Consider the following 24,682-nt stretch of genomic DNA (forward strand, 5'->3'; position numbering starts at 1 on the left):
TTACATCCCCGAAAAAGCCGCAACCCTTGAAAGCCGCTGCTTTCAAGGGTTGCCCTCTGATCAGGTACCGGCCTCTATGGCCGTTTTAATGGTGTCCAGCACCTGGTCGGAATCCTCACACATAACCATCAGCACTGTGCCGTCCTCCAGGGTTTCCAGCCTGGCTTTTTCCGCGATGGCATACTGATCGGCCAGGTAGGTCTGGAAATTGCTCTTCTGTCGGTCAATAAAGGCCTGCAATCCGTCCACCACCACGGCCTCCCGGCCCTCGGCGGGCAGAATGGCCGAAATGCCATAGGCCTTGACATTGACGGGAGAGATGGCAATGGCATAGGCCTGCATATCCCCCTCCGTCACACCAATCAGGCCAAAGATGGCGGGAGCCAGATCCGCCTCTTCCGAGGTTATGGCAGGCACCGCCTCGTTCATTTCCGCATCCCTGGCGTTTTCAATGGCGGATTGATAGAGCACAGTCCTTTCCTCCGCCGTCAGGTCTTTTTTCTCCTCCTGTTTGTCTCCGCAGCCCGCCATGACGAGCATCAGAAGCGCCAGAGGGATCATCAGTTGTTTTCGCATGGTTCCTTCTCCTTTTCTGCTTCCTGTCTGTGCAGGGTCAGACTTTTACCGGCCTGATCCACCACCAGGGTATCTCCCCGGCCAACCTTGCCGCCCAGCAGCAGTTCGGCTGCCGGGTCCTCTATTTGGGTACGGATGGCCCGGCGAAGAGGCCGTGCCCCATAGTCAGGGTCGAATCCCAGCCTGGCCAGCACCTCCAGCGCCCCGTCAGTCCAGGTGAGCGTCACCCCAAGGGCTTTGAGCCGCTCCCCCACCTGGGACAGCAGGCGGCAGGCAATGGCTTTGATTTCGCTGCGGCCCAGCTGGGTAAAGACGATGGTCTCGTCCAGACGGTTGAGAAATTCCGGTCGAAATACCTTTTTCAAATCCTCCAGCACTGCACTGCGCAATTCCTCCGGGGTGCGGGTCTCACCGTCCCGGTGCTCGGCAGCGGAAAAGCCCAGTTTGCTGCCCTTTGCGGTAATCTTGGCCGCACCTACGTTGGAGGTAAGCACCACCACCGCGTTGCGGAAGTCGGCTTTGCGGCCCTGGGAGTCGGTGACCACACCGTCCTCCATGATCTGGAGCAGAATGCCCCACACGTCAGGGTGAGCCTTCTCGATCTCATCAAAGAGCACCACACAGTAAGGCCGCCGCCGCACCTTCTCGGTGAGCTGTCCTCCCTCCTCATGGCCTACATAGCCCGGCGGGGAGCCGATGAGCCGGGAGATGGCGTGCTTTTCCATATACTCCGACATATCAAATCGAAACAGGGCTTCCTCGCTGCCGAAGAGGGCCCCCGCCAGGGCACGGCTCAGTTCCGTCTTACCCACGCCGGTGGGACCCAGGAACAGGAAGCAGCCAGTGGGCCGCTCCGGCTCCTTCAAGCCCACCCGGCCCCGGCGCACCGCCCGGGCCACCGCCTTGACGGCTTCCTCCTGTCCCACCACCCGGCGGTGGAGGTCCTCCTCCAGCTTGAGCAGGCGATCGCTCTCGGCCTGGGTCAGGGTGGTGACCGGGATGCCGGTCCACCCCGATACCACCGCCGCTACATCCTCGGCGGTCACGGCGCCGGTATTCTGGCCTGCCCGCCACAGGGCCTTCTGCTGGTCCAGCTCCCGGCGGAAATCCTCCTCCGCGTCCCGGAGCATGGCGGCCTTCTCAAAGTCCTGGCTGCGGATGGCCTCCTCCTTTTCCCCTCTGGCCCGGGCCACCTTGCTCTCCAGTTCCCGCAGATCGGGAGGGGCCGCCAGCCGGTCCAGCCGCACCCGGGCCGCCGCCTCATCCATGAGATCGATGGCCTTGTCAGGCAGGCGGCGATCCCCGATATACCGACTGGACAGGGCCACAGCAGCGGTGATCGCCCCATCGCTGATGGTGATGCGGTGGTGGGCCTCATACCGATCCCGCAGGCCAAAGAGGATGGCCTCCGCCGTCTTCTGATCGGGCTCTCCCACCAGTACCGGCTGAAACCGCCGCTCCAGGGCCGCATCTTTTTCAATATATTTGCGGTACTCCTCGGTGGTTGTGGCGCCGATGACCTGGATCTCTCCCCGGCCCAGAGCAGGCTTGATGATATTGGCCGCGTCGATGGCCCCCTCGGCGGAGCCTGCCCCTACAATGTTATGGAGCTCGTCAATGAAGAGGATTACATCCCCCACCCGTCGAACCTCGGACATGACGTTTTTGACCCGTTCCTCAAACTCGCCCCGGTACTTGGTCCCCGCCACCATGGCGGACAGGTCCAGGGAGATGAGCCGCTTGCGCTGCAGCTCCTCCGGTACCTCTCCGGCCACCATCATTCGGGCCAGGCCTTCGGCCACCGCCGTCTTGCCCACGCCAGGTTCTCCGATGAGGGCAGGGTTGTTCTTCTGCCGCCGGGACAGGATCTGGATCACCCGCCGGATCTCCTTGTCCCGCCCCACCACCGGGTCCAGCTGACCGCCAGCCGCCAACCGGGTCAGGTCCCGTGCAAACTGCTCCAGCACCTTGGACTCGCCGGGATAATCCCGCTCGGTACGGGGCTTGCCGCTGCCCCGAAAGGAGGGAGGCGGCGGCGCCTCCCCTCCCATGGCGGCGGACAGGTCGCCCCGCAGACGGCGGGGCTCCACCCCAGCGGCGTCCAGCACCCGGACCGCCACGCCGTCCCCCTCACGGAGGATACCCAGCAGCAGGTGCTCCGTGCCCACATACTGGTGGCCCAGACGCACCGCCTCGGTGAGGGAGAGTTCAATGATCTTCTTGCACCGTGGGGTCAGTCCCTGGGAGGGGGCAGCGCCCGGCGTACCCACCCCCACCAGCTGGGCCACGGTCTTTTTCAGCTTCTCCGGCTCCAGGCCGGCGGCCAAAAGCACCTTGGAGGCCACGCCACGGCCCTCCCCAGCCAGCCCCAGCAGCAGGTGCTCGCTGCCCACATAGCCATGGCCCAGCTCCGCCGCGCTCTCCTGAGCCAGCCGAAGCGCGGCCTGGGCCCGCTGGGTAAACCGGGTCTCATTCATGCCGGCGCTTCGCCATCCCTTCCTCCAGGGGAAGAGCCTGCGTTTTTTCTTGACGGGCTTCATACCTTGTGCCACGCCCCTTTTCCTTTGTTCTATGCGGATGGGCCCCGCTGCACGGAGCCCCGTTCAGCTCAGGGGTCAGATCCCCTGCCGCTTCCATGCGGAACCTCGATGTTCTGTCCATCGGATCGCTCCCTTCCGGCTGCGCATCGCAGTTATCATTTTTCCCGCCAGAAAAAAATATACCCATGGTACACACATTTTAGCATTGCAATTTTGAAAAGTTATGATACAATATCGTTAGCTTTGAAGTTTGGAGGTGTATCCAATGGCCTATGTCATCAGCGACGCTTGCGTGAGCTGTGGCGCTTGCGAGGGCGCTTGCCCCGTCGGTGCTATCGCTCAGGGCGATGACCACTACGTGATCGACGCCGGTTCCTGCATCGATTGCGGTACTTGTGCCGACACCTGCCCCACGGGTGCTATTTCCCAGGGCTAATTGACGCACTACGTAAGAAAACAGCGGCATACCACTGGTATGCCGCTGTTTTTACTTCCATACCAAATCCACATTGGGGCCGGTAAGGCCCTCTCCCGCAGAAAGAGAGGATATTATGCAGCTTAAGGGCAAAAGCCTGCTTCTGGTGGGCCTCACGCTGTTCTCCATGTTTTTCGGAGCAGGCAATCTGATCTTCCCGCCCGGCATTGCCGCCCAGGCCGGAACCGCCACTTGGCCCGCATTTCTGGGCCTGGCCATCAGCGCTGTTGGCCTGCCGGTGCTGGGCGTAGTGGCAGTGGCCCGCGCCGGTGGTCTGGATACCCTGTGCAGTCGGGTCCATCCTCTCTTTTCCAAGGCCTTTACCATCGCCGCCTATCTGGCTATCGGTCCCTGCCTGGCCATTCCCCGTACCGCCACCACCTCCTTTGAGATGGCGGTGCCCCCATTTGCCGGACCGGATGCTCCTCTGTCCCTCTTCCGGCTGATCTACTCTCTGGTGTTCTTTGCCGCCGCTCTGGTCATTGCCCTGCGGCCGGAAAAGCTCACCGACCGGCTGGGCAAGATCCTCTGCCCCATCCTGGTGCTCCTCATCGTGGTCACCTTTGCCGGCTGCCTGGTCAACCCCCTGTCCGGCTATGGAGCTGCCTCCGGCGACTATGTGACCCACCCGGTGGTCAAGGGCTTCCTGGAGGGCTACCAGACCATGGACACCATTGCCGCGCTGGCCTTTGGTATTGTGATCGCGGTGAATATCCAGGCCAGAGGAGTCAGGGAGGACAAAGCTGTGGTCAAAGGCACCATCCGCTCCGGCTTCATTGCCGGGGCCATGCTGCTGGTGGTCTATGCCATGCTGGCGCACATCGGCGCGCTGTCCGGCGGCGCAGTCCCCACCCCCACCGACGGTGCTGCCGCTCTCACCAATGTGGTGGGTCTGCTGTTTGGTCCTCTGGGTAACGCCCTGCTGGCCGCCATCTTCATCATCGCCTGCTTCAATGTGTGCGTCGGTCTGATCAGCTCCTGCGGCGAGTTCTTCCACAAGCTCTTCCCCCGTCTCAGCTACCGGGGCTGGGCAATTCTGTTTGCCGTGGTCAGCATGGTGATCTCCAATGCCGGTCTGGCCCAGATCATTTCCGTTTCCGCCCCCGTGCTGGGGGTGCTCTACCCCATGGCTATTGTGCTCATTGCCCTATCCTTCTTCCAGCGCTGGCTGGAAGGAGAGCGGCTGGTCTATCCGGTGGCCATTCTGTTTACCGGCGTGGCCAGCCTGCTCTATGCCCTCCAGGGCATTGGCCTCCCCCTCTCCTTCCTGACCTATGTGCCTCTGGCTTCCATGGGGCTGGGCTGGGTACTCCCCGCCGTTGTGGGCATCCTGCTTGGTCTGCTTCTGTCCCCTAAAAAGCAGTAACCTTTCCCAAACGGGATACCGCCAACGCGGTATCCCGTTGGTTTTTGCTTGCCTTTTCCCACGCATACGGGTATCATATTGTCTATTGAATCCCTATCCTGTTTGGTGATGCTTTTTGAGACGAGTTTTCCGCATTCTGCGGCGCACGATATTGATCCTTCTTCTGGTGGGAGCAATCCTCCTGCTGGGCTTTTTCTTCCTGCGCTGGCGCGGGCTGATCCTGTACTCCCACGAATCCAACCCGGACCAGTGGGAGGTATTCGGTGTGGACGTATCCTCCTATCAGGGGACGGTGGACTGGCACGCCCTGGCCAGCCAGGGGGTAGATTTTGCCTTTATCAAGGCTACGGAAGGTTCCCTCCTTCAGGACAAGCAGTTTGCCTCCAACTGGAACGGCTCCCTGGAAGCCGGAGTCCGGCCCGGCACCTACCACTTCCTCAGCTATGACAGCCCCGGGGAGACCCAGGCTGACAACTTTATTTCCATGGTCCCGGTCACCGATGGGGCATTGCCTCCGGTGGTGGATATTGAATTTTACGGCGAATACCTGGAGAATCCGCCGGAGAAAGCCCAGGTCCAGAGCATTCTGGACCCTCTGCTGGCACGGCTGGAGGCGCATTACGGAGTCAAGCCCATTCTCTATGTAACCTACCGCTCCTACTACAGCTACCTCACCGACGCCAAATATGCGGATTATCCGGTGTGGTGCTCCAGTCCCACGGTGTTCCCTCTGGTTCCCCGGTGGCACTTTTGGCAGTACTCCCACTCCGCAAAACTGGAAGGCTATACCGGCGCTCAGCCCCTTATTGATCTGAACGTATTCCGGGGCAGCCAGGCGGAGTTTGATGCCTTTGGCCTGGGATAAGAACTTCTAATTTCCCCCTCTTTTTGATATAATACCAGTATGCAAAACTGTAAGGAGGCCCCTATGGACCGTTTTGATACTCTGATTCAGGAACTGCGCCGCCGTGTCCCTCAGCTGGAACTGCGGGAGCAGGAGCCTATGTCGTCCTATACCACCTTCCGCATCGGCGGTCCCGCCCGGCTGATCGCCCTGCCCAGAAGCCGGAAGGAGGCCGTCGCCGCGGTTCAGGCGGCCAAAGAGCTGGACATCTCCCCTTTCTTTCTGGGCAACGGCAGCGACCTCCTGGTGTCCGATCAGGGGTATAACGGTTTTGTCCTGAAAACCTCCGGGTTGGATGATGTGCGGGAGGTAAACCACCGTCTGTGGGCGGAGAGCGGTATTCCCCTGGCCCGGCTGGCCATGGCGGCCCTGGGCAGAGGCCTGACCGGCCTGGAGTTTGCCCACGGCATCCCCGGTACCCTGGGAGGCGGCGTCACCATGAACGCCGGCGCCTACGGCGGCGAGCTGGTTCAGGTTCTGACCTCCGTCACCTTCCTCAACGAGGCTGGAGATGAGGTCACTCTGCCTGTGGAGGAGTGCGCTCTCACCTACCGGCACAGCCTGTTTACCGACCATCCGGAATGGCTCATTCTGGAGGCTGAGTTTGCCCTCACCCCCGGAGACCCCGCTGCAATCAAAGCCAAAATGGATGAGTTGGCCCAAAAGCGCCGTTCCAAGCAGCCCCTGGACCTGCCCAGCGCGGGCAGTACCTTCAAACGCCCCGAGGGCCACTTTGCCGCCGCTCTCATTGAGCAGTGCGGCCTGAAAGGCGTGGGCGTGGGCGGTGCCCAGGTATCGGAAAAGCACGCCGGCTTTGTCGTCAACCGCGGTGGGGCCACCGCCGACGATGTACGCCGACTGATGGAGCTGATCCAGAACACCGTACTCCGCGAGACCGGCATTGCTTTGGAACCAGAAGTGAAGTTTTTGGGTTTTTGAGGTGAGTTCCTATGGATTTTATTATTATTTCCGGCCTGTCCGGCGCAGGCAAGAGTAAAACCGCCTCCTTCCTGGAGGATATCGGCTTTTATGTGGTCGACAATATGCCCGCCCCCCTGATCCCCAAATTTGCCGAGCTGTGTATGGCAAATCCCTCCCGGTATGACCGGGTAGCTCTGGTCACCGACATCCGGGGCGGTCAGACCTTTGACGGGCTGTTCTCCGCCCTGGACGCCCTCCAGGAGATGGGGTGCGAGTATAAGATCCTCTTTGTGGAGGCCAGCGTGGAGGCCATCATCAAGCGGTACAAGGAGACCCGGCGCAGCCACCCCCTGGCCAGCTCCGCCCACTCCCTGGACGAGGCCGTCAGGCTGGAGCGCACCGTCCTCTCCCCTGTCCGCCAGCGGGCGGAATACATCATCGACACCTCCGCTCTCTCCACCGCCAAGCTGCGGGGGGAGGTGCTGCGCCTCTTCGGTCACGGTGGCGATACCCCCGAGATGAGCGTCAGCGTCATCTCCTTCGGCTTCAAGTACGGTATCCCCATCGAGGCCGATCTGGTGTTTGACGTACGCTTCCTGCCCAATCCCTATTACATTGCCGAGCTGCGCCACCAGACCGGACTGGATGATGGTGTGTACGATTTTGTTTTCGGATACCGGCAGACCACCGACTTCATGACTTATCTGGAAAACCTCATCGGTTTTCTTCTCCCCCTCTATGTGGCGGAGGGCAAGGCCGCCCTGGTCATCGCCGTGGGCTGTACCGGCGGCCAGCACCGCTCGGTCGCCATTACCCACGCGCTGGCCGAGTACATCAAGCAGAAGGGCTATCAGGCCACCGAAAATCACCGGGACATGACCCGGGCATAAAGGAGGAGCCGCCGTGTATCAGTCCTTTTATGAGCGCCGCTGGGCCCAGGGGCCCAAGGTCGTCGCCATCGGCGGCGGCACCGGTCTGTCCACCATGCTCCGCGGTCTGAAAAACCACACCAAGAATCTGACCGCCATCGTCACCGTAGCCGACGATGGCGGCAGCTCCGGTATGCTGCGGCAGGATCTGGGGATGCCCCCTCCGGGAGACATCCGCCACTGTATGGAAGCCCTGGCCAATGCCGAGCCTTTGATGCAGCAGCTGCTCACCTACCGCTTCCCCCAGGGTTCCGGCAATCTGACCGGCCAGTCCTTCGGCAATCTGATCCTGGCCGCCCTCAACGGGATCTCCGGCTCCTTTGACGAGGCGGTATCCAAAATGAGTCAGGTTCTGGCCATCACCGGCCGGGTACTGCCTGTGACCAACGCCGACGTGGTATTGGAGGCCACCTTTGAGAATGGCACCAGAGTCCAGGGCGAATCCAAGATCAGCGACTTTAAAAAGGCCCAGGACTGCCGCATCCAGGGTGTGCGCCTGCTGCCCGAGCACCCCAAAGCCTTGCCCGAGGCCATCCGTGCCATCCAGGAGGCCGACCTGATCCTGCTGGGGCCCGGCTCCCTGTATACCAGTGTCATTCCCAATCTGCTGGTGGACGGCATTTCCGAGGCGGTATGCGCCTCCAAGGCCCTGAAGATCTACATCTGCAATATTATGACTCAGGACGGCGAGACCGAGGGCATGACCGCCTCCGACCATGTGAAGGCCCTGCTGCGCCACTCCGGTCCCTGCCTCATTGATATCTGTTTGTGCAATTCCGCCCCGGTACGTCCCGGCCTGCTGGAGCGGTATAAGGAGGAGGACGCCACTCCCATCGTCGTGGACAAAGAGGCCATTGAAGCCTTGGGGGTGGAGCTGGTCACCCGTCCTTTGGCCTCTGAAACACTGGATTATGCCCGCCACTCCTTTGCCCGGCTGTCCGCCGCGGTGATGGATCTCTACCAGGAGCGGGCCTCCACCCGGATTCTGTAAGGAGGGCGTATCATGTCCTTTTCCACTCAGGTCAAGGCGGAATTGTGCCGCGCCCCCCTCAACCGGAAGTGCTGTGCCCAGGCGGAAGCCTACGGGGTACTGCTCTACTGCTCCCTGTCCACCCCCACCGAGGTCCGTATCACCACCGAGTCGCCGGAGTTTGCCGACCGGCTGCCCCAACTGTTTCAAAAGGCTTTTCAGGTGCGCTTTGACCGCCTGCCCGCAGAGGGGGCGGGCAAGCGCATCTTTTCCATCACCGCTCCGGACAAGTTGTCCGCCCTCTGGTCCGTTTTTGGCCATGATCCGGCGGAGGCGCTGGTTCACCACATCAATTACGCTGTTCTGGAGGAAGATCACTGCCGTACCGCCTTTCTGCGGGGCGCCTTTCTGGCGGGCGGCTCGGTGACCGACCCGGCCAAGCGCTATCATCTGGAACTGGCCACCTCCCATCTGTCGGTGAGCCGGGAGCTCCACGCCCTGCTGCTGGAGATGGGCTTCTCCCCCAAAGAAAGCCGCCGCAAGGCCAACGCCATCACCTACTTTAAGCAGAGCAACGCCATTGAGGACTTTCTTACCGCCATGGGGGCCCCCTTGGCGGCTATGGATCTGATGAACGCCAAAGCGGAGAAGGACCTGCGGGGCAGCATCAACCGCCGGGTCAACTGCGACGCCGCTAACCTTGACAAGGCGGTGGATGCCGCCCAGGGCCAGATCGAGGCCATTTACAGGCTGGAGGAGCGGGGTATGCTGGCGGAACTGCCGGACAAGCTGAAGGAGGCGGTGGACCTGCGAATGGCCCACCCGGAGCTCACCCTGTCCCAGCTGGCCGAACTGTGCGATCCGCCGGTAAGCAAATCCGCCTTTAATCACCGCCTGCGCAAGCTGGTAGAACTTTCTAAATAATAACCCACTATTTTTACGTCCCCAAGGAGGTATCCCCATGTCCTTTGTCCACCTGCACGTCCATACCGAGTTTTCCCTGCTGGACGGCGCCTGCCGCATTCCCCTGCTGGTCAAGCGGGTGAAGGAGCTGGGTCAGCCTGCCGTGGCCATCACCGACCACGGGGTCATGTACGGCGTGGTGGACTTCTACAAGGCCTGCAAAGCGGAGGGAATCAAGCCCATCATCGGCTGCGAGGTCTATGTGGCTCCCCGCGGCCGTACCGACCGGGTCCATGAGCTGGATGCCGCCATGTACCATCTGATCCTCCTCTGCCGTAACGAGGAGGGCTACCGCAACCTGTGCTACCTGGACTCCTGCGCCTTTACCGAAGGCTTCTACATCCGCCCCCGCATTGACAAGGAGCTGCTGCGCCAGCATTGCGGCGGACTCATCGCCCTGTCGGCCTGCCAGTCCGGCGAGGTGCCCCGGCGCATCCTGGCGGGGGACTACGAGGGCGCCAAGGCCATCGCCCTTGAAATGCGGGAGCTCTTTGGGGAGGACGGTTATTACCTGGAGCTCCAGGATCACAATCTGCCCAATGACCCCGCCATCAACCAGGGGCTGATCCGCATCCACCAGGAGACCGGTATCCCCCTGGTGGTGACCAACGACGCCCACTACCTCCGCCGGGAGGACGCCCAGATGCAGGACACCCTCATGTGCATCCAGATGGGCAAGACGGTGGACGACCCCAACCGCCTGAAAATGGAGACCAGTGAGCTCTATGTAAAATCCACTGAGGAGATGGCCGCCCTCTTCCCCGACTACCCGGAGGCGGTGGAGAACACCCTGAAGATCGCCGATCTGTGCAATATGGACTTCCAGTTCGGCACCTATCACCTGCCGGAATTCAAGCTGCCCGAGGGCTACACCGACGGGGACGCCTATTTTGAGAAGCTGTGCCGGGAGGGGTACGCCCGCCGCTACCCTGACAATCCCGAGGGGTACCAGGACCGTCTGGCCTACGAGATGGGCGTCATTCGCCAGATGGGCTTTGTGGACTACTTCCTGATTGTGTCCGACTTTATTGGGTATGCTAAAAGCCAGGGTATCCCGGTGGGCCCCGGCCGCGGCTCGGCGGCAGGCTCCATGGTGGCCTACTGCATGAACATCACCGATGTGGACCCCATGAAATACTCCCTCTACTTCGAGCGATTCCTCAACCCGGAACGTGTCACCATGCCCGATATCGACATCGACTTCTGCATCCGCCGGCGGCAGGAAGTTATTGAGTACGTACAGCGCAAGTACGGCGAGGACCACGTGGCTCAGATCGTCACCTTTGGTACCATGGCCGCCCGAGGGGCCATCCGGGACGTGGGCCGGGCCCTGAACATTCCCTACGCCGACGTGGATGCGGTGGCCAAACAGGTACCCAGTGGCCCCGGTGCCCTCCACATCACCCTGGACCAGGCCCTCCAGCTGTCCAAGCCCCTGAAGGACCTCTACGAGGGAGACGGGCGGGTAAAGGAGCTCATCGACACCGCCAAGGCCATTGAGGGAATGCCCCGCCACGCCTCCACCCACGCCGCTGGCGTGGTTATCACCCGCCGCCCGGTGATGGACTATGTACCTCTGGCCAAAAACGACGAGTCGGTGGTCACCCAGTACGTCATGACCACCCTGGAGGAGCTTGGCCTCCTGAAAATGGACTTTCTGGGCCTGCGGAACCTGACCATCCTGGACGACACGGTGAAATTGGTGGCCCAGAAGCGTACCGGCTTCTCTCTGGCCGACATCCCGGACAACGATCCGGAGGTATTCCAGATGCTGTCCGACGGCAAGACCTCCGGCGTGTTCCAGATGGAGTCGGCGGGCATGACCGGGGTGTGCGTGGGGCTGAAGCCCCACAACATCGAGGATATCACCGCTATTATCGCCCTCTACCGCCCCGGCCCCATGGACTCCATCCCCCGGTTCATCGCCTGCAAACACAACCCGGACAAGGTGAAATACAAGCACCCCGCCCTGGAACCCATCCTGTCGGTGACCTACGGCTGCATCGTGTATCAGGAGCAGGTCATTGAGATTTTCCGCCGGCTGGCGGGGTACACTATGGGACAGGCCGATATGGTGCGCCGGGCCATCTCCAAAAAGAAGAAGGCCCAGATCGAGAAGGAGCGGCACACCTTTGTCCACGGCGACCCCGAGCGGAATATTGCCGGTTGTATGGCAAACGGCATCCCCCAGCAGACCGCCGAGGACATCTATGACGAGATCGAGGCCTTCGCCCAGTACGCCTTCAACAAGGCCCACGCGGTGAGCTACGCCATTGTGGCCTACCACACCGCCTGGTTCAAGTGCCACTACACCAAGGAATACATGGCCGCCCTCCTCACCTCGGTACTGGACTCCAGCGAAAAGGTGGCGGAGTACATCGCCGAATGCAAGGACTGCGGCATTCCTCTCCTCCCCCCGGACATCAACGAGTCGGGGGCCGACTTCACCGTGTCCGGCGACCACATCCGCTTCGGTCTGGTGGCCGTCAAGGGCGTGGGCCGTGGCTTTATCAATGACGTACTGACAGAACGAAAGAAGGGGGCGTTCACCTCCTTCCCCGACTTCTGTCAGCGGATGTTCGACTCTGACCTGAACAAGCGGGTGCTGGAGAGTCTCATCAAGTGCGGCGCTTTTGACAGTATGAGAATCTTCCGCTCCCAGCTGCTGGACGCCTATGAGTCTCTGGTGGACTCCATCGCTCAGAACAAGCGCAAAAATCTGGAGGGACAGTTTGACCTCTTCGGCGGCGGCGGAGACGAGCCCCAGTCCGCCCCCCAGCTCAATCTGAAAAACATCCCTGAGTTCTCCCGCCGGGAGCTAATGACCATGGAGAAGGAAACCACCGGCCTGTACCTATCCGGTCACCCCATGGATGAGTACCGGGACCTGGTGAAAAAGCGAAAGGCAGCCTCTATCGGCGCTATTCTCTCCGACTTCGCCCAGGAGGGTGGGCCCACCACCTTCCGGGACGAGCAGCGGGTGACCATTGCCGGTGTGGTGTCCGCCTCCCGTACCCGCACCACCCGCAACAACACTCTGATGGCCTATGTCACCCTGGAGGACGACACCGGCTCCATGGAGATGCTGGTGTTTGCCCGGGCTTTGGGCGAGTGCGGCCCCTATCTGAAGGAAAATGTGCCGCTGCTGGCAGAGGGCCGCATCTCCGTCCGGGACGAAAAGGCCCCCCAGCTCATGTGTGACCGGGTACAACCTCTGGACCACCTGCGGGACGGTTACGAGGAGCCGGACCAGCCCACTTTGAAGATCAAAAAGCTATACATCCGTATCCCCAGCCTGGAGGACTCCCGCTGGCGCAGGATCAAACTGGTACTCACCATGTTCCCCGGCACGGAGCAGCTGGTGATCCGCTGTGCCGATACCGGCAAGCTGCTGTCCACCCCCTGCGTGATCCATCCAGCCCTCGTCGAAGAACTGAAGGAGCTGCTGGGCGGAGAAAATGTGGTCGTGAAGTAACCATCATGCGGCAAGGAGTAACCCCGTGAACATCAAAAAGCTATCTTCCTTTCTCTTTCAGCGCTCGGTGATCGTGGCTGTGCTCATCATTTTGCAGGCCACCGTGCTTCTGGTGCCCATGATATGGGCCTGGAGTTACTATGTCTACGTATACTGGGCCTGTGTCGTACTCTCTCTGCTGGCTGTACTGGTCATTGTCCGCAGGCAGACCGATCCGGGGTATAAGATCGCCTGGATCATCCCCATCCTGCTCTTCCCCATGTTTGGCTGGCTGGTCTATCTGCTGTGCGGCGGCAACAAGCTGTCTGCCCGGATGCGCCGGAAGATGCAGGGTATGGACCGTACCATGCTGGAGCAGCTGGAGGGGGACTACAAGGCTCAGAAGCTGGCGGTGCTGGGCCGTGACGCGGTAAATCAGGCCCGCTATCTGGAGCAATATGCCCGCTGCCCGGTGTATACCAATACCTGGACACGGTACTTCCCGCTGGGAGACGACGCCTTCCCCGCCATGCTGGAGGAATTGAAAAAGGCCAAACATTATATCTTTTTGGAGTATTTCATCCTGGCCCCCGGTGTGTTCTGGGACTCCATCGTGGAAGTTTTGAAGGAAAAGCACGCTGCCGGCGTGGACGTACGGGTGATCTATGACGATGTGGGCTCCCTTGGCACCCTGCCCGCCAATTACGCCGAAACATTTGAGCAGGAAACCGGCATTCCCTGCTGCTGTTTCAACAGATTCAAACCAGTCATCTCCATCCGCATGAACAACCGGGACCACCGGAAGCTGTGTATCATTGATGGCCATACCGCCTTTACCGGCGGGATCAATCTAGCCGACGAGTATATCAACCAGAAGCCCCGCTTCGGTCACTGGAAGGACAGCGCCATCCTGGTAAAAGGAGAAGCAGCCTGGAGCATGACGGTGATGTTCCTCACCATGTGGGAATATATCCGGGAGATCAAGGTGGACTATGCTGCCCTGCGGCCCACCGCCCTGCCTCCCGAGGCTGTTCTGGGAAAAGATTGCTTTGTACAGCCCTACGCCGACAATCCCCTGGACAACGAGCCGGTGGGTGAGACAGTATATCTGAACCTGATCTCCAAGGCCAAGCGGTACGTCTATATTATGACCCCCTATCTCATCGTCAGCGACAGCGTCAATACCGCCCTGTGCAATGCCGCCAAATCCGGAGTGGATGTACGCATCATCACCCCCCATATCCCGGACAAAAAGCTGGTATTTGAGCTGACCCGATCCCATTACCAGCCTCTGCTGGAGGCTGGAGTACAGATCTTTGAGTACACCCCCGGCTTTGTCCACGCCAAAAATGTGGTGTCCGACGATGTGTGCGGAGTTGTAGGTACCATCAACATGGACTATCGCAGTATGTTCCTCCACTTTGAGGACGCGGTGCTCCTCTACCAGGACCCCACAGTGCTGGACATCAAGGCCGACTTTCTGGCCACCCAGCTGGCCAGCCAAAAAGTCACCCTGGAGCAGTGCCTGGAGCGGTCCTGGCCCCGGCGGCTGTTCCGATCCATCCTGCGTGTGCTGGCTCCCCTGGTATAAACGAACACAGCCCCCGCGGCATCTTGCCGCGGGGGCTGTGCTTATACCTGCTCCACCACGCCCACAAAAAGGACGGCATCCCCATCCCGGATCACGAACAGGAAGGGCCGGTCCAGATCCATAACGCAGATAGCGGGGTCCTCCACGATGGCCTCCGAGGCGTCGGCAGCCAGCAGGGTGACGGCGGCGGCCTCCACCCCCTCCTCATCCACCTTCACCCGGGCGATCTGTCTGGCCTGGTCCAGCCACACCGGAGTGAGGTCGACGAGGGGGGTGAAGTCGGCGGTCCCCCTGTACAGCACGTCGGTGATCCCCATACCTGTCAGGGCAGGAATCAAATCCAGATCGGAACTGACATCGAACTTGGGCACCGACCACTGAACCTCGCCGTAGATCTTACTCTCAGAATCGGTGAGTTCCGTCAGAAAATCCGGGTCGGCCAGCAATTCGGCGGGGGTGACCCCCTCGTCAGGGAGGACAAAGGTCATCGTTCCGCCGGTGGTGCCCAGGCTGGCCGCCTGATAGCCGTTCTGGCGGAGAAAGCCGGCAGTCTGGGTCTTGTGCATGAAATCCACCGCCGTCTCGCTGCCGTCCGCGGCGGTGAACCCATCCTCCGCCGTGAGGCTGGGATCAAACTCGTCGCTCCACCGGGCCTGGAAGTACAGGGTGGAGGCCAGCACCGCCAGAGTCTCGGCCCTGGTGGTCAGTACCTTGCCGTCAGAGCCGATAAGGCCCTTTGTCTGCTCCGATACCCACTCCGTGATGGCGCTGTCCGCCTCGCCGGTACCCATGGGGACTCGGAAGGAGCCGGCGTAGTAGTACTCCGCCAGCCGCTCCAGGGTGTCCTGGTGGAAGTCTAACTTCTCGTTGAGCCAGATGGAGGTGCCCGGCAGGGTGGCGGCGGTGCCGTCATCCAGGTAGAGGGTGTGCCACAGGATGTCGGCCCACTCCCGCAGCTGATTCACATCGGAAGCCCCTAAAGCATCCAGTATCTGCTGCTGAGTTTCTCCGTCCGTAGTCTCGCTCAACATGGCCAGAGCAAACCACAGGGACACGGGGGAATAGACCCGGTTGCCCTCCCCCGACAGGGCCAGGGCGGCGCTTCTGCCGGTGTAGTCGGACAGGGCGGCGGTCAGCTCCTGGGTCTCGTACAGGGCGGGCACCTCATCCCGGTAATCCCGCCAGGCATTCCGATAGACGTCGTATTCCTCCTGATACCGTTCCCAGGCCGCCTCGGTGCCGGAGGCGGGCTCGGCGGGGTACCGGGGCAGGTCCGGGTACTCCGGCAGGGCGATGGCATAGGCGCTGCCGGCCAGCGGCCCGCCGCCCGTCCCCCCGCCTGGGCCTGGGATGCCGGTGATGAGCAGGGCCACGGCGGCCACTGCCGCCACAGCAGCCGGCACCAGGGCTTTCAATGGCCTGCGTTTCCTCTTGGGCGCCTCCCCCTTCACCGCCCGCTCCACAGCGGAATGGGTAGGATGGAGGGTATCGTTGGCCCGTTTATATTCATCCATCATGGTCACTTGTCTCCTTTCAGCGCTTGAGACAGCCGGTCCCGCCCCCGGGACAGCCAGCTTTTCACTGTGCCCGTCTTGGCTCCGGTGAGGGCAGCAATCTCCTCCACCGAATACCCCTCATAGTAATGCAGGTGAATGGCAGTCCGGTACTTTTTTGGCAGGGACAGTACCGCCTCATAGACCGTGCGATCCGCCGGTTCCATGGCCTTTGTCACCGCCTCCTCCAGGGGCAGGTGGGTCCGCCAGCGAGCGGACAGCAGGGTGTTGGTGCAGTTGAGGGTACAACGGATCAGCCAGGCCTTCCGGTGCTCATCGCTGTCCAGCTCCTCCTCATGGCGGAAGAAGCGGGCAAACACCTCCTGGAACACATCCTCGCTGTCCTGGATATGGCGAGTGCGGGCCAGGGCCAGCCGCCACACCATATCTCCCCAGCGCTCCACCTGAGCTCTGGCTTTCCGCTCGTCCGTCATGGTCTTTCCCCTCCCTTACGGGCATCCGGAGGCCGCCGATTTCTCCTGCGCTCATGCCCGTAAGCGCAGGCCCCGCCGGTCCTCTGGTATCCATAATACCACAGCACCCATCCAATGGTTGCATCCACCAGATATTTTCCTTTCCAACATCTTAAAGATTGATAAATTTTCACACTCCCCCTTTACAGCACAAGCATTTTCGGCTACAATGGAAAACAGATTGAACTAGGAGGTGCGACAGGTATGGAGACCGATTACACTCGCAAATTCAGCATCCGTTATGAAAAAGATCCTGAGATCAAAGAGGTGCTGACCTCCGTATACAACTCCCTTCAGGAGAAGGGATATAACCCCATCAATCAGATCGTGGGGTACATCCTCTCGGAGGACCCGACTTATATCACCAATTATAACAACGCCCGGGCCCTCATCCGTAAGCTGGACCGGGACGAGTTGTTGCAGGAGCTGGTCAAGCAGTATCTCAGGGATTGATGTTTGATTGCGAGAAAAAGATGTCTGCGCTATGCGCAGACATCTTTTTTCTGTTTGTGTTGCTTCTGCAACATACCGCAGGGCACAGCTCTGGTATGCTTGGCTCACACAAACACAAGGAGGCGTTCCATATGAAACGCAAGATCATAAAAATTGACGAGGCCCTGTGCAACGGCTGCGGCCTGTGTGCCGCCGCCTGCCACGAGGGCGCCATCGAGATGGTAAATGGTAAGGCCAAACTGACCCGGGAGGACTACTGTGACGGGCTGGGCGATTGTCTGCCCGCCTGCCCCACCGGAGCCATCACGTTTGAAGAACGGGAAGCTCCTGCCTACGACCACGTCGCCGTGCTGGCCGCCAAGGCGGCCAAGGAGAAAGCAGCCGCTCCCCTGCCCTGCGGCTGCCCCGGCAGCATGAGCCGGGCCATCCATCGTGATGAAGCCTTCCCTTCCCCCTGCGCCGGGCAGGTACCTAGCCAGCTGCGTCAGTGGCCGGTACAGATCAAGCTGGCGCCCATCAATGCCCCCTACTTCGACGGCTGCCATCTGCTCATTGCCGCCGACTGCACAGCCTACGCCTACGGCAATTTCCATCAGGATTTCATCAAGGGCAGGGTAACTCTCATCGGCTGTCCCAAGCTGGATGAGGGCGATTATACTGAGAAACTGACTGCCATTCTGGCGGGTAACGACGTAAAGAGTGTCACCGTAGTCCGCATGACGGTACCCTGCTGCGGCGGTATCCAGCGGGCAGTCCAGAACGCCGTGGCCGCCAGCGGAAAGAATATTCCCCTGCGGGTTGCCATCGTAGCCCCCGACGGCTCCATACAGTAACTATCAAAATACCCCCGGACCTCTGAAAACAGTGGTCCGGGGGTATTTAATTTCATCCAACCAGATAAGGGGCAAGCCACTGGAAGCAGCCCACCAGAATACAGGCCAAAACCAGCATGAAGAGGGCCCATTTCAGAACCGCAGACAGCACCTTGCTGTCCTGACCCACCAGGCCAACCGCCGCCACAGCGGTGGCGATACACTGGGGAGAGAGGATTTTGCCGATACCGGCACCCACAGAGTTTGCTGCCGCCAGCCAGTAGGGCGAAGCGCCGATGGCTGTGGCCGCTTCCGACTGAAGCCGGCCCAGCAATACCTCCGTGTTGGTACCGCTGCCGGTAACAAAGGCACCAATGGCAGCAATGATGGGGGAAACAAAGGGATAGAACACGCCGGTAATGGAGACAAACAGCCCTGCCATGTCAGAGATCATGCCGGAATAGGTCATGATCTTGGCCACCGCCAATACCGCCATAATGGTAACAATGGTGCGGCTCATCTGCTTCAGGGTGGCCAGGAAGGTCTCCCACATCAACCGGGCCCCTGCCTTCTGCACCACGCCGCCGATGATGGCCGCCACAAAGATAACCACACCAGGTGTGTTGACCCAACTGAAGGAGGTCAGCCCCGCCGTCTCAGCGGTGCTGATCTTGAAGGACGAGGCAAACTGAGACAGGAAGCTGTTGACCGGCGGCACCAGCTTGGAGGTAAGCAGCAGCAGGATGAAAATCAGCAGGAAAGGCAGGAACGCCACCAGAGGAGACATTTTGCCCTTCTCCTCCGTCCGGACCTGCTGACCTCCAGCCATCTGGTAGATCTGGGGTACCGGCTTGCCCTTCCGCAGCCGCGCCATGGCAAGCGTACAAATCAGGGAAACCACACTGCCCACTACCACAGTGAGCTCCGGCCCAAGGAAATAAGAGACCACCAACTCAGGCAGCACAAAGGACAGGCCGGCCACCAGGGTAATACCTACCACACCCTTCAAGGCCTTGAAGCCTCCACCGCCGGCAATCACCATCAGGAAGGGCATCAGGATCATGAAGGGAGCCATTTCCACCACGGTGGTAAAGGCCAGCGGGATGGCATCCAGCCCGGTCACACTGACCAGCGTGGTGGTGGGAATACCCACCGAGCCAAAGGCCGTGGGGAAGGCGTTGGCCAGCATACACACCAGGCAGGACAGCACCGGGTCCATACCCATACCGGCCAGCATACCGGCGGGAATGGCCACGGCGGTACCAAAGCCCGCCATTCCCTCCAGAAATCCGCCGAAGCACCAGCCGATCAGCAGGATGATGACCCGCCGGTCCCCCGACACATTGGACAGCATCCGCTTGATCACATCCATAGCGCCGGTGCGCAAAGACAGATTGTAAGTAAAAATGGCGGCGATGATGACCAGAATGATGGGCCACAGGGCCGCGGCAAAGCCCTCCAGGGCGGAGGTCAGGCAATCCACCGGCGGCATCTTCCACAGGGTCAGGGCCAGCACCGCCGTGAGCAGCAGCGCGATGAGACAGGCGCGATGGCCCGGCATTTTCAGAACAGCCAGCGCAATTATCAGCCAGACAATAGGCAGCAGCGTAAGGATCGACATCAACAACGGCATTGAAAACGGGACCTCCTTTGTCTCCTGCCGCCGCCGGACACAGGGCGGCGGCCCACTTTTTATTGGTTCTACCAATCAAAATACAAAAACCGAAATTCGCCCTTCTCTCCCTCCTTAATTTTTCCATACTTTTCCGCAGTAAATGATATTTCGATAAACTGACTGGTCTTATTATAAATTCGTACCAGCAAATTGTCCACTCCCTTTCTTTATTTCAGCTCAAAATTGGCACTTTGCATAAATTAAAACCCATTTTTTCGGAATATGTGAGAAATTAAAAACTGGGGATTGCATTTTTCAAAAATTGTGGTAAAGTGATGACGTCAGCAAAGTGGTTGTACCACTTCATTCTTAATTCCGATCTGCAAGGAGGTATTTCGAATGGCCCTTACCATTCCCTTTGGATCTTCCGGCATGACGCTGCACGCTGATCTGTCCGGGGCTGAGGTACTCACCTCTCACATCGGGGAGCTGACTGCCTCCGGCTCAGAGGACGCCCTGGTGCTGGCCGCCATGGCCAACCCCATCGACTCCAAGCCTCTGGAGGAGCTGGCCGCCGGCAAGAAAACCTGCACCATCATCATCAGCGATCATACCCGTCCGGTGCCCAGCAAGCACATTCTGCCCCATATGCTGGCCCAGCTGCGCCGGGGCAATCCGGACATCCAGATCACCCTGCTGGTTGCCACCGGCTTCCACCGCCCCACCACCAAAGAGGAGCTGATTGGCAAGCTGGGTCAGGACATCGTGGACCATGAAACCATCGTGATTCACGACAGCCGGGACGCCGCCTCCAACGTGAAGATCGGCGTGCTCCCCTCCGGCGCCGATTGCGTCATTGACCGGCTGGCGGTGGAGACCGACCTGCTGGTGGCCGAGGGCTTCATTGAGCCTCACTTCTTCGCCGGCTTCTCCGGCGGCCGCAAGAGCGTGCTGCCCGGCGTGTGCGATCAGGTCACCGTTCTGGGCAACCACTGCTCCAAGTTTATTGCCTCCCCCTGCGCCCGCACTGGCGTGCTGGACGGCAATCCCCTCCACTCCGATATGCTGGCGGCGGCCAGGATGGCCAAGCTGGCTTACATCGTAAACGTCATCATTGACGAGGACAAGAAGGTAGTGGCCGCCTTTGCCGGCGACCCGGAGACCGCCCACCGCAAGGGCTGTGACTTCCTGCTGGGTTACTGCCAGGTCAAGCCGGAGCGCCGGGGCGATATCGTCATCTCCAGCAACGGCGGCTACCCCCTGGATCAGAACATCTACCAGAGCGTCAAGGGCCTCACCGCGGCGGAGGCCGCCGCGGCAGAAGGCGGCGTGCTCATCATGGTCAGCTCCTGCATGGACGGGGCCGGCGGGGACAGTTTCTATCATGCCCTGCGTGACGCCTCCTCCCCCCAGGCCCTGACCGATGAGATCCTGGCTACCCCTCAGGATCACACCAAACCTGATCAGTGGGAGTTTCAGATCCTGGCCCGGGTGCTGTGCAAGCATCGCGTGATCTATGTCACCGTACCCGAGCAGCGCCAAACCATCGAGGATATGAAGATGGAATGGGCCCCCGACGTGGATACCGCTTTGGAGCGGGCCCGCCAGGCCAAGGGTGCCGACGCCCATCTGGTGGTCATTCCCAATGGTATTTCCGTCATGGTGCGGGAGTAAGTCCCGTTTCCCATTCGTTAATACATTTTGCCTGAACTATGTGTATGGAGGAGGTTCTACTTATGGCAACGTACAATCCTGTCACGCCTGAAATCATCGCTCAGTTGGAGCAGGTGGTACCCGGCCGCGTCGTGGTGGGGGCCGACGTCAATCCTGACTACGCCCGGGACGAAATGCCCATCTACGGCGTGAAGATGCCCGAAGTATCCATCGACGTGCTCACCACCGAAGAGGTGGCCGGCATCGTCAAGATCTGCTACGACAACAACATCCCCGTCACCACCCGGGGCGCGGGCACCGGCCTGGTGGGCGGCTGCACCCCCGTGTGCGGCGGCGTGGTACTCTGCACCATGCGGATGAACAAGATCCTGAGCTATGACCTGGAAAACTTCGCCGTCACTGTCCAGCCCGGCGTGCTGCTGCAGCAGCTGGCCGACGATGCGCTCACCCACGGCTGCCTGTATCCCCCCGATCCCGGCGAGAAGATGGCTACCTTGGGCGGCAACGTGGCCACCAATGCCGGCGGTATGCGGGCTGTCAAGTATGGCGCTACCCGTGACTATGTACGGGCCATGACCGTAGTTCTCCCCACCGGTGAGATCACCCACTTCGGCAGCACCGTGTCCAAGACCAGCTCCGGTTACAGCCTGACCAACCTGATGGTGGGCTCCGAGGGCACCCTGGGCATTATCACTGAGCTGACCCTGAAGCTCATCCCCGCCCCCAAGGCCACCGTCAGCCTCATCGTCCCCTACGAGGATCTGGACGCCTGCATCTCCACTGTGCCCAAGATCTTTATGAATCACTTCAAGCCCCAGGCCGTAGAGTTCTTTGAGAAGGAGATCTTGGTCTCCTCCGAGGAGTATCTGGGCAAGCAGGCCTTCCCCCACACCTTTGACGGCGTGGATGTGGGTGCCTATCTGCTGCTCACCTTCGACGGCGACTCCATGGACGAGCTGGATCCCATTGTGGAGAGCGCTGCCGAGATGCTGGTGGAGGAGGGCGCGCTGGACGTGCTCATTGCCGACACCCCGGGCAAGCTGAAGGACGCCTGGGCCGCCCGTTCCTCCTTCCTGGAGGGCATCGAGGAGCAGACCAAGCTGCTGGACGAATGCGACGTGGTGGTTCCCGTCAATCAGATCGCCAACTACGTGGCCTTTGTCAACGAGACCAAGAGCAATTACGACTTCGAGGTCAAGTACTTCGGTCATGCCGGCGACGGCAACCTGCACATCTATGAGTGCTCCAACACCATGGACGAGGCCGAGTTCCGCAAGCAGGTGGATCAGTTCCTCAGCGCCATCTATCAGAAGGCTGTGGAGCTGGGCGGACAGATCTCCGGCGAGCACGGCATCGGTTATGGCAAGGTCAAATACCTGGCCGAGGCTGTTGGCCCGGTGAATATGGCGCTGATGCAGGGCATCAAGAAGGTCTTTGATCCCAAGATGATCCTCAATCCCGGCAAGGTGTGCTGCACTCTGTGATCGTTCGGAAAGGAGTTTCGTTATGAATATTCTGGTATGCATCAAGCAGGTCCCGGACACGACGGAGATCAAGATCGATCCCGTCACCAATACCCTGGTCCGGGACGGCGTTCCCAGCATCATCAATCCCTTTGACGGCTACGCTCTGGAGGCCGCCGCCCGCATCAAGGACAAGGACCCCGACACCCACATCGTGGTGCTGTCCATGGGTCCCAAGCAGGCCGAGGCCGCTCTGCGTGAGGCTCTGGCCATCGCCGCCGACAAGGCTTATCTGGTCACCGACCGTATGTTCGGCGGTTCCGACACCCTGGCCACCAGCTACATCCTCTATAATGCCATTTCCAAGGTGGAGGAGCTGGAGGGCGTCAAGTTCGACGCTATCTTCTGCGGCAAGCAGGCCATCGACGGCGACACCGCTCAGGTGGGTCCCGAGCTGGCTGAGCTGCTGAACTACCCCCAGGTGACCTACGCGCTGGAGGCCACCAATGCCGACGGTACTCTGCACATCCTGAAGGAGGGTGAGGACGGCAACTATCTGATCGGCGTCAAGACCCCCTGCCTGATCACCTTCACCAAGCCCGCCTTTGACCCCCGCTTCCCCACCATCAAGCGGAAGATGGCCGCCCGCAAGGCAGTCATCGAGAGCCTGACCTCCGCCGAGCTGACCGCCATCGATCCCGCCCGGGCCGGTCTGAAGGGTTCTCCCACCAAGGTGAAAAAGACCTTCGTGCCCCCTCGCAAGGAGGCCGGCGTGGTGATTAAGGAAGAGACCGGCGAAGAATCCGCTCAGAAGCTGTTCGCGCTGCTGAGCGAGGCCCATGTGATTTAAGGGAGGCGTACAACATGGAAGCGAAAACCAAGGACCTTTGGGTATTTGTAGAAACCAAGGAGGATGGCTCCGCCAAGAATGTGGGTATCGAGCTGCTGGGCCCCGGCCGTGAGCTGGCCAACAAGCAGGGTGGCAAGCTGGTGGCTGTGGTCATCGGCTGCGGCGTGAAGGCCGCAGTGGACGAGGCCGCCTGCCATGGCGCGGATCAGGTCCTCTACATCGACGGCGAAGAGTTCCGTCAGTATTCCACCGACGCCTATGTGGCCGCTCTGGATCACCTGGTGGAGACCTATGGTCCCACTACCATGCTCATCGGCGCCACTCCCAATGGCCGTGACATGGGCCCCCGCCTGTCCAGCCGCCTGCAGACCGGCCTGACCGCCGACTGCACCGGCCTGGCTATCGACGAAGAGACCGGCTGTGTGGCCTGGACTCGTCCGGCTTTCGGCGGCAACCTGATGGCCACCATTCTGTGCACCGACCACCGTCCCCAGCTGGGCACCGTCCGTCCCGGCGTGTTCAAGAAGCCCGAGGCTGGTGAGGCCAAGGCTGAGATCGTGAAGGTGGACTTCTCCTTCCCCGCCGAGAACATCCGCACCGAGATCCTGGAGGTTATCAAGGAGACCGCCGGTGAGCTGGTGGACCTGGAGGGCGCCGATATCATTGTGGCCGGCGGCCGCGGCGTGGGCAGCGCCGAGGGCTTTGAGCCCGTCCGCCAGCTGGCTGAGGCCCTGGGCGCCACCGTGGGCGCCTCCCGCGCCGCTGTGGATGCCGGCTGGATCTCTCACTCCCATCAGGTTGGCCAGACCGGCAAGACCGTGGGACCCAAGCTGTACATCGCCTGCGGCATCTCTGGCGCCATCCAGCATCTGGCTGGTATGAGCTCCTCCGATGTGATCGTGGCCATCAATAAGGACCCCGACGCCCCCATTTTCGGTGTTGCTGACTACGGCATCGTGGGCAACCTCTTCGAGGTGCTGCCCGCCCTGACCGCCGAGATCAAGAAGATGAAAGGCTAAGTATTGTCAGACCCGTTGGGCCGCGGCCGGAACGGCCGGCAAGACCGGCAGGGGCGTCCCCCCGCCCCTGCTCCCCTCTCC

Annotated in this window: 20 protein-coding genes; 15 read left to right on the top strand and 5 right to left on the bottom strand. The window is 60.7% G+C overall.

Annotated elements, in window-relative coordinates; genetic code table 11:
- Positions 1 to 60: 60 nt before the first annotated feature.
- Positions 61 to 576 carry a DUF4358 domain-containing protein gene (locus tag B5G40_RS08625; RefSeq protein WP_087265544.1) on the bottom strand — a complete coding sequence of 172 codons (516 nt, stop codon included), beginning with the start codon at positions 574 to 576 and terminating at the stop codon, positions 61 to 63.
- A complete protein-coding gene (locus B5G40_RS08630; protein WP_087326678.1) occupies positions 561 to 3,053 on the bottom strand; it encodes an ATP-dependent Clp protease ATP-binding subunit in 2,493 nt (830 codons plus the stop codon). The genes B5G40_RS08625 and B5G40_RS08630 overlap by 16 nt, the downstream gene beginning before the upstream one ends.
- A gap of 328 nt (positions 3,054 to 3,381) precedes the next feature.
- On the opposite strand from B5G40_RS08630, the gene B5G40_RS08640 reads away from it, so the two are divergent.
- The 9 genes from B5G40_RS08640 (at position 3,382) to cls (ending at position 14,689) form a co-directional block, all read left to right on the top strand.
- Positions 3,382 to 3,552 (top strand): DUF362 domain-containing protein, encoded by a 171-nt coding sequence (locus B5G40_RS08640; protein ID WP_087189254.1) that lies wholly within the window; start codon positions 3,382 to 3,384, stop codon positions 3,550 to 3,552.
- Positions 3,553 to 3,667: 115 nt separating this feature from the next.
- Positions 3,668 to 4,957: a branched-chain amino acid transport system II carrier protein gene (gene brnQ / locus B5G40_RS08645; protein WP_087399350.1), complete on the top strand. Its 1,290-nt coding sequence runs from the start codon at positions 3,668 to 3,670 to the stop codon at positions 4,955 to 4,957.
- Between the two features lie 166 nt (positions 4,958 to 5,123).
- Complete coding sequence (locus B5G40_RS08650) at positions 5,124 to 5,822, top strand: glycoside hydrolase family 25 protein (protein WP_242959340.1); 699 nt, start codon at positions 5,124 to 5,126, stop codon at positions 5,820 to 5,822.
- Positions 5,823 to 5,885: 63 nt separating this feature from the next.
- Positions 5,886 to 6,800 carry a UDP-N-acetylmuramate dehydrogenase gene (gene murB / locus B5G40_RS08655; RefSeq protein ID WP_087399352.1) on the top strand — a complete coding sequence of 305 codons (915 nt, stop codon included), beginning with the start codon at positions 5,886 to 5,888 and terminating at the stop codon, positions 6,798 to 6,800.
- An 11-nt stretch (positions 6,801 to 6,811) separates the two neighbouring features.
- Entirely contained in the window at positions 6,812 to 7,672 is an 861-nt protein-coding gene (gene rapZ / locus B5G40_RS08660; RefSeq protein WP_087399353.1) for an RNase adapter RapZ, read from the top strand.
- A 13-nt stretch (positions 7,673 to 7,685) separates the two neighbouring features.
- Positions 7,686 to 8,702 carry a gluconeogenesis factor YvcK family protein gene (locus tag B5G40_RS08665; protein WP_087189249.1) on the top strand — a complete coding sequence of 339 codons (1,017 nt, stop codon included), beginning with the start codon at positions 7,686 to 7,688 and terminating at the stop codon, positions 8,700 to 8,702.
- A 12-nt stretch (positions 8,703 to 8,714) separates the two neighbouring features.
- A complete protein-coding gene (gene whiA, locus B5G40_RS08670) occupies positions 8,715 to 9,605 on the top strand; it encodes a DNA-binding protein WhiA (protein ID WP_087399354.1) in 891 nt (296 codons plus the stop codon).
- Between the two features lie 37 nt (positions 9,606 to 9,642).
- Positions 9,643 to 13,119 carry a DNA polymerase III subunit alpha gene (locus B5G40_RS08675; protein ID WP_087326693.1) on the top strand — a complete coding sequence of 1,159 codons (3,477 nt, stop codon included), beginning with the start codon at positions 9,643 to 9,645 and terminating at the stop codon, positions 13,117 to 13,119.
- 25 nt (positions 13,120 to 13,144) lie between these two features.
- Positions 13,145 to 14,689: a cardiolipin synthase gene (gene cls, locus B5G40_RS08680; RefSeq protein ID WP_242959343.1), complete on the top strand. Its 1,545-nt coding sequence runs from the start codon at positions 13,145 to 13,147 to the stop codon at positions 14,687 to 14,689.
- A gap of 41 nt (positions 14,690 to 14,730) precedes the next feature.
- On the opposite strand, the gene B5G40_RS08685 is transcribed toward cls, so the two are convergent.
- The gene (locus tag B5G40_RS08685) at positions 14,731 to 16,206 is read right to left on the bottom strand and encodes a serpin family protein (RefSeq protein WP_087399355.1); all 1,476 of its coding nucleotides are present in this window, start codon (positions 16,204 to 16,206) and stop codon (positions 14,731 to 14,733) included.
- Positions 16,207 to 16,208: 2 nt separating this feature from the next.
- A complete protein-coding gene (locus B5G40_RS08690) occupies positions 16,209 to 16,676 on the bottom strand; it encodes an RNA polymerase sigma factor (RefSeq protein WP_087189244.1) in 468 nt (155 codons plus the stop codon).
- A 243-nt stretch (positions 16,677 to 16,919) separates the two neighbouring features.
- Here B5G40_RS08690 and B5G40_RS08695 point away from each other — a divergent pair, with 243 nt between their 5' ends.
- The gene (locus B5G40_RS08695; RefSeq protein ID WP_087189243.1) at positions 16,920 to 17,168 is read left to right on the top strand and encodes an IreB family regulatory phosphoprotein; all 249 of its coding nucleotides are present in this window, start codon (positions 16,920 to 16,922) and stop codon (positions 17,166 to 17,168) included.
- A 131-nt stretch (positions 17,169 to 17,299) separates the two neighbouring features.
- Complete coding sequence (locus B5G40_RS08700; protein ID WP_087399356.1) at positions 17,300 to 18,001, top strand: ATP-binding protein; 702 nt, start codon at positions 17,300 to 17,302, stop codon at positions 17,999 to 18,001.
- Positions 18,002 to 18,053: 52 nt separating this feature from the next.
- Here B5G40_RS08700 and B5G40_RS08705 read toward each other — a convergent pair whose 3' ends face one another.
- Positions 18,054 to 19,613, bottom strand: a complete 1,560-nt coding sequence (locus B5G40_RS08705; RefSeq protein WP_087399357.1) for an L-lactate permease — start codon at positions 19,611 to 19,613, stop codon at positions 18,054 to 18,056.
- Positions 19,614 to 19,994: 381 nt separating this feature from the next.
- On the opposite strand from B5G40_RS08705, the gene larA reads away from it, so the two are divergent.
- The 4 genes from larA to B5G40_RS08725 all read left to right on the top strand — a co-directional run bounded on the left by larA (position 19,995) and on the right by B5G40_RS08725 (position 24,601).
- Entirely contained in the window at positions 19,995 to 21,269 is a 1,275-nt protein-coding gene (larA, locus tag B5G40_RS08710) for a nickel-dependent lactate racemase (RefSeq protein ID WP_087399358.1), read from the top strand.
- A 62-nt stretch (positions 21,270 to 21,331) separates the two neighbouring features.
- Positions 21,332 to 22,753 (top strand): FAD-binding oxidoreductase, encoded by a 1,422-nt coding sequence (locus B5G40_RS08715; RefSeq protein ID WP_087326713.1) that lies wholly within the window; start codon positions 21,332 to 21,334, stop codon positions 22,751 to 22,753.
- A 22-nt stretch (positions 22,754 to 22,775) separates the two neighbouring features.
- Entirely contained in the window at positions 22,776 to 23,582 is an 807-nt protein-coding gene (locus B5G40_RS08720) for an electron transfer flavoprotein subunit beta/FixA family protein (RefSeq protein WP_087399359.1), read from the top strand.
- 14 nt (positions 23,583 to 23,596) lie between these two features.
- Positions 23,597 to 24,601, top strand: coding sequence for an electron transfer flavoprotein subunit alpha/FixB family protein (locus B5G40_RS08725; RefSeq protein ID WP_087399360.1), 1,005 nt, complete (start codon positions 23,597 to 23,599; stop codon positions 24,599 to 24,601).
- Positions 24,602 to 24,682 lie beyond the last annotated feature (81 nt).

The organism is Flavonifractor sp. An9 (assembly GCF_002161245.1).
Taxonomy (GTDB): domain Bacteria; phylum Bacillota; class Clostridia; order Oscillospirales; family Oscillospiraceae; genus Flavonifractor; species Flavonifractor avicola.

Coding starts and splice junctions, on each gene's coding strand:
- B5G40_RS08625 (WP_087265544.1), bottom strand. CDS start 576: ATGCGAAAACAACTGATGATCCCTCTGGCGCTTCTGATGCTCGTCATG.
- B5G40_RS08630 (WP_087326678.1), bottom strand. CDS start 3,053: ATGAATGAGACCCGGTTTACCCAGCGGGCCCAGGCCGCGCTTCGGCTG.
- B5G40_RS08640 (WP_087189254.1), top strand. CDS start 3,382: ATGGCCTATGTCATCAGCGACGCTTGCGTGAGCTGTGGCGCTTGCGAG.
- brnQ (WP_087399350.1), top strand. CDS start 3,668: ATGCAGCTTAAGGGCAAAAGCCTGCTTCTGGTGGGCCTCACGCTGTTC.
- murB (WP_087399352.1), top strand. CDS start 5,886: ATGGACCGTTTTGATACTCTGATTCAGGAACTGCGCCGCCGTGTCCCT.
- rapZ (WP_087399353.1), top strand. CDS start 6,812: ATGGATTTTATTATTATTTCCGGCCTGTCCGGCGCAGGCAAGAGTAAA.
- whiA (WP_087399354.1), top strand. CDS start 8,715: ATGTCCTTTTCCACTCAGGTCAAGGCGGAATTGTGCCGCGCCCCCCTC.
- B5G40_RS08675 (WP_087326693.1), top strand. CDS start 9,643: ATGTCCTTTGTCCACCTGCACGTCCATACCGAGTTTTCCCTGCTGGAC.
- B5G40_RS08685 (WP_087399355.1), bottom strand. CDS start 16,206: ATGATGGATGAATATAAACGGGCCAACGATACCCTCCATCCTACCCAT.
- B5G40_RS08690 (WP_087189244.1), bottom strand. CDS start 16,676: ATGACGGACGAGCGGAAAGCCAGAGCTCAGGTGGAGCGCTGGGGAGAT.
- B5G40_RS08695 (WP_087189243.1), top strand. CDS start 16,920: ATGGAGACCGATTACACTCGCAAATTCAGCATCCGTTATGAAAAAGAT.
- B5G40_RS08700 (WP_087399356.1), top strand. CDS start 17,300: ATGAAACGCAAGATCATAAAAATTGACGAGGCCCTGTGCAACGGCTGC.
- B5G40_RS08705 (WP_087399357.1), bottom strand. CDS start 19,613: ATGCCGTTGTTGATGTCGATCCTTACGCTGCTGCCTATTGTCTGGCTG.
- larA (WP_087399358.1), top strand. CDS start 19,995: ATGGCCCTTACCATTCCCTTTGGATCTTCCGGCATGACGCTGCACGCT.
- B5G40_RS08715 (WP_087326713.1), top strand. CDS start 21,332: ATGGCAACGTACAATCCTGTCACGCCTGAAATCATCGCTCAGTTGGAG.
- B5G40_RS08720 (WP_087399359.1), top strand. CDS start 22,776: ATGAATATTCTGGTATGCATCAAGCAGGTCCCGGACACGACGGAGATC.
- B5G40_RS08725 (WP_087399360.1), top strand. CDS start 23,597: ATGGAAGCGAAAACCAAGGACCTTTGGGTATTTGTAGAAACCAAGGAG.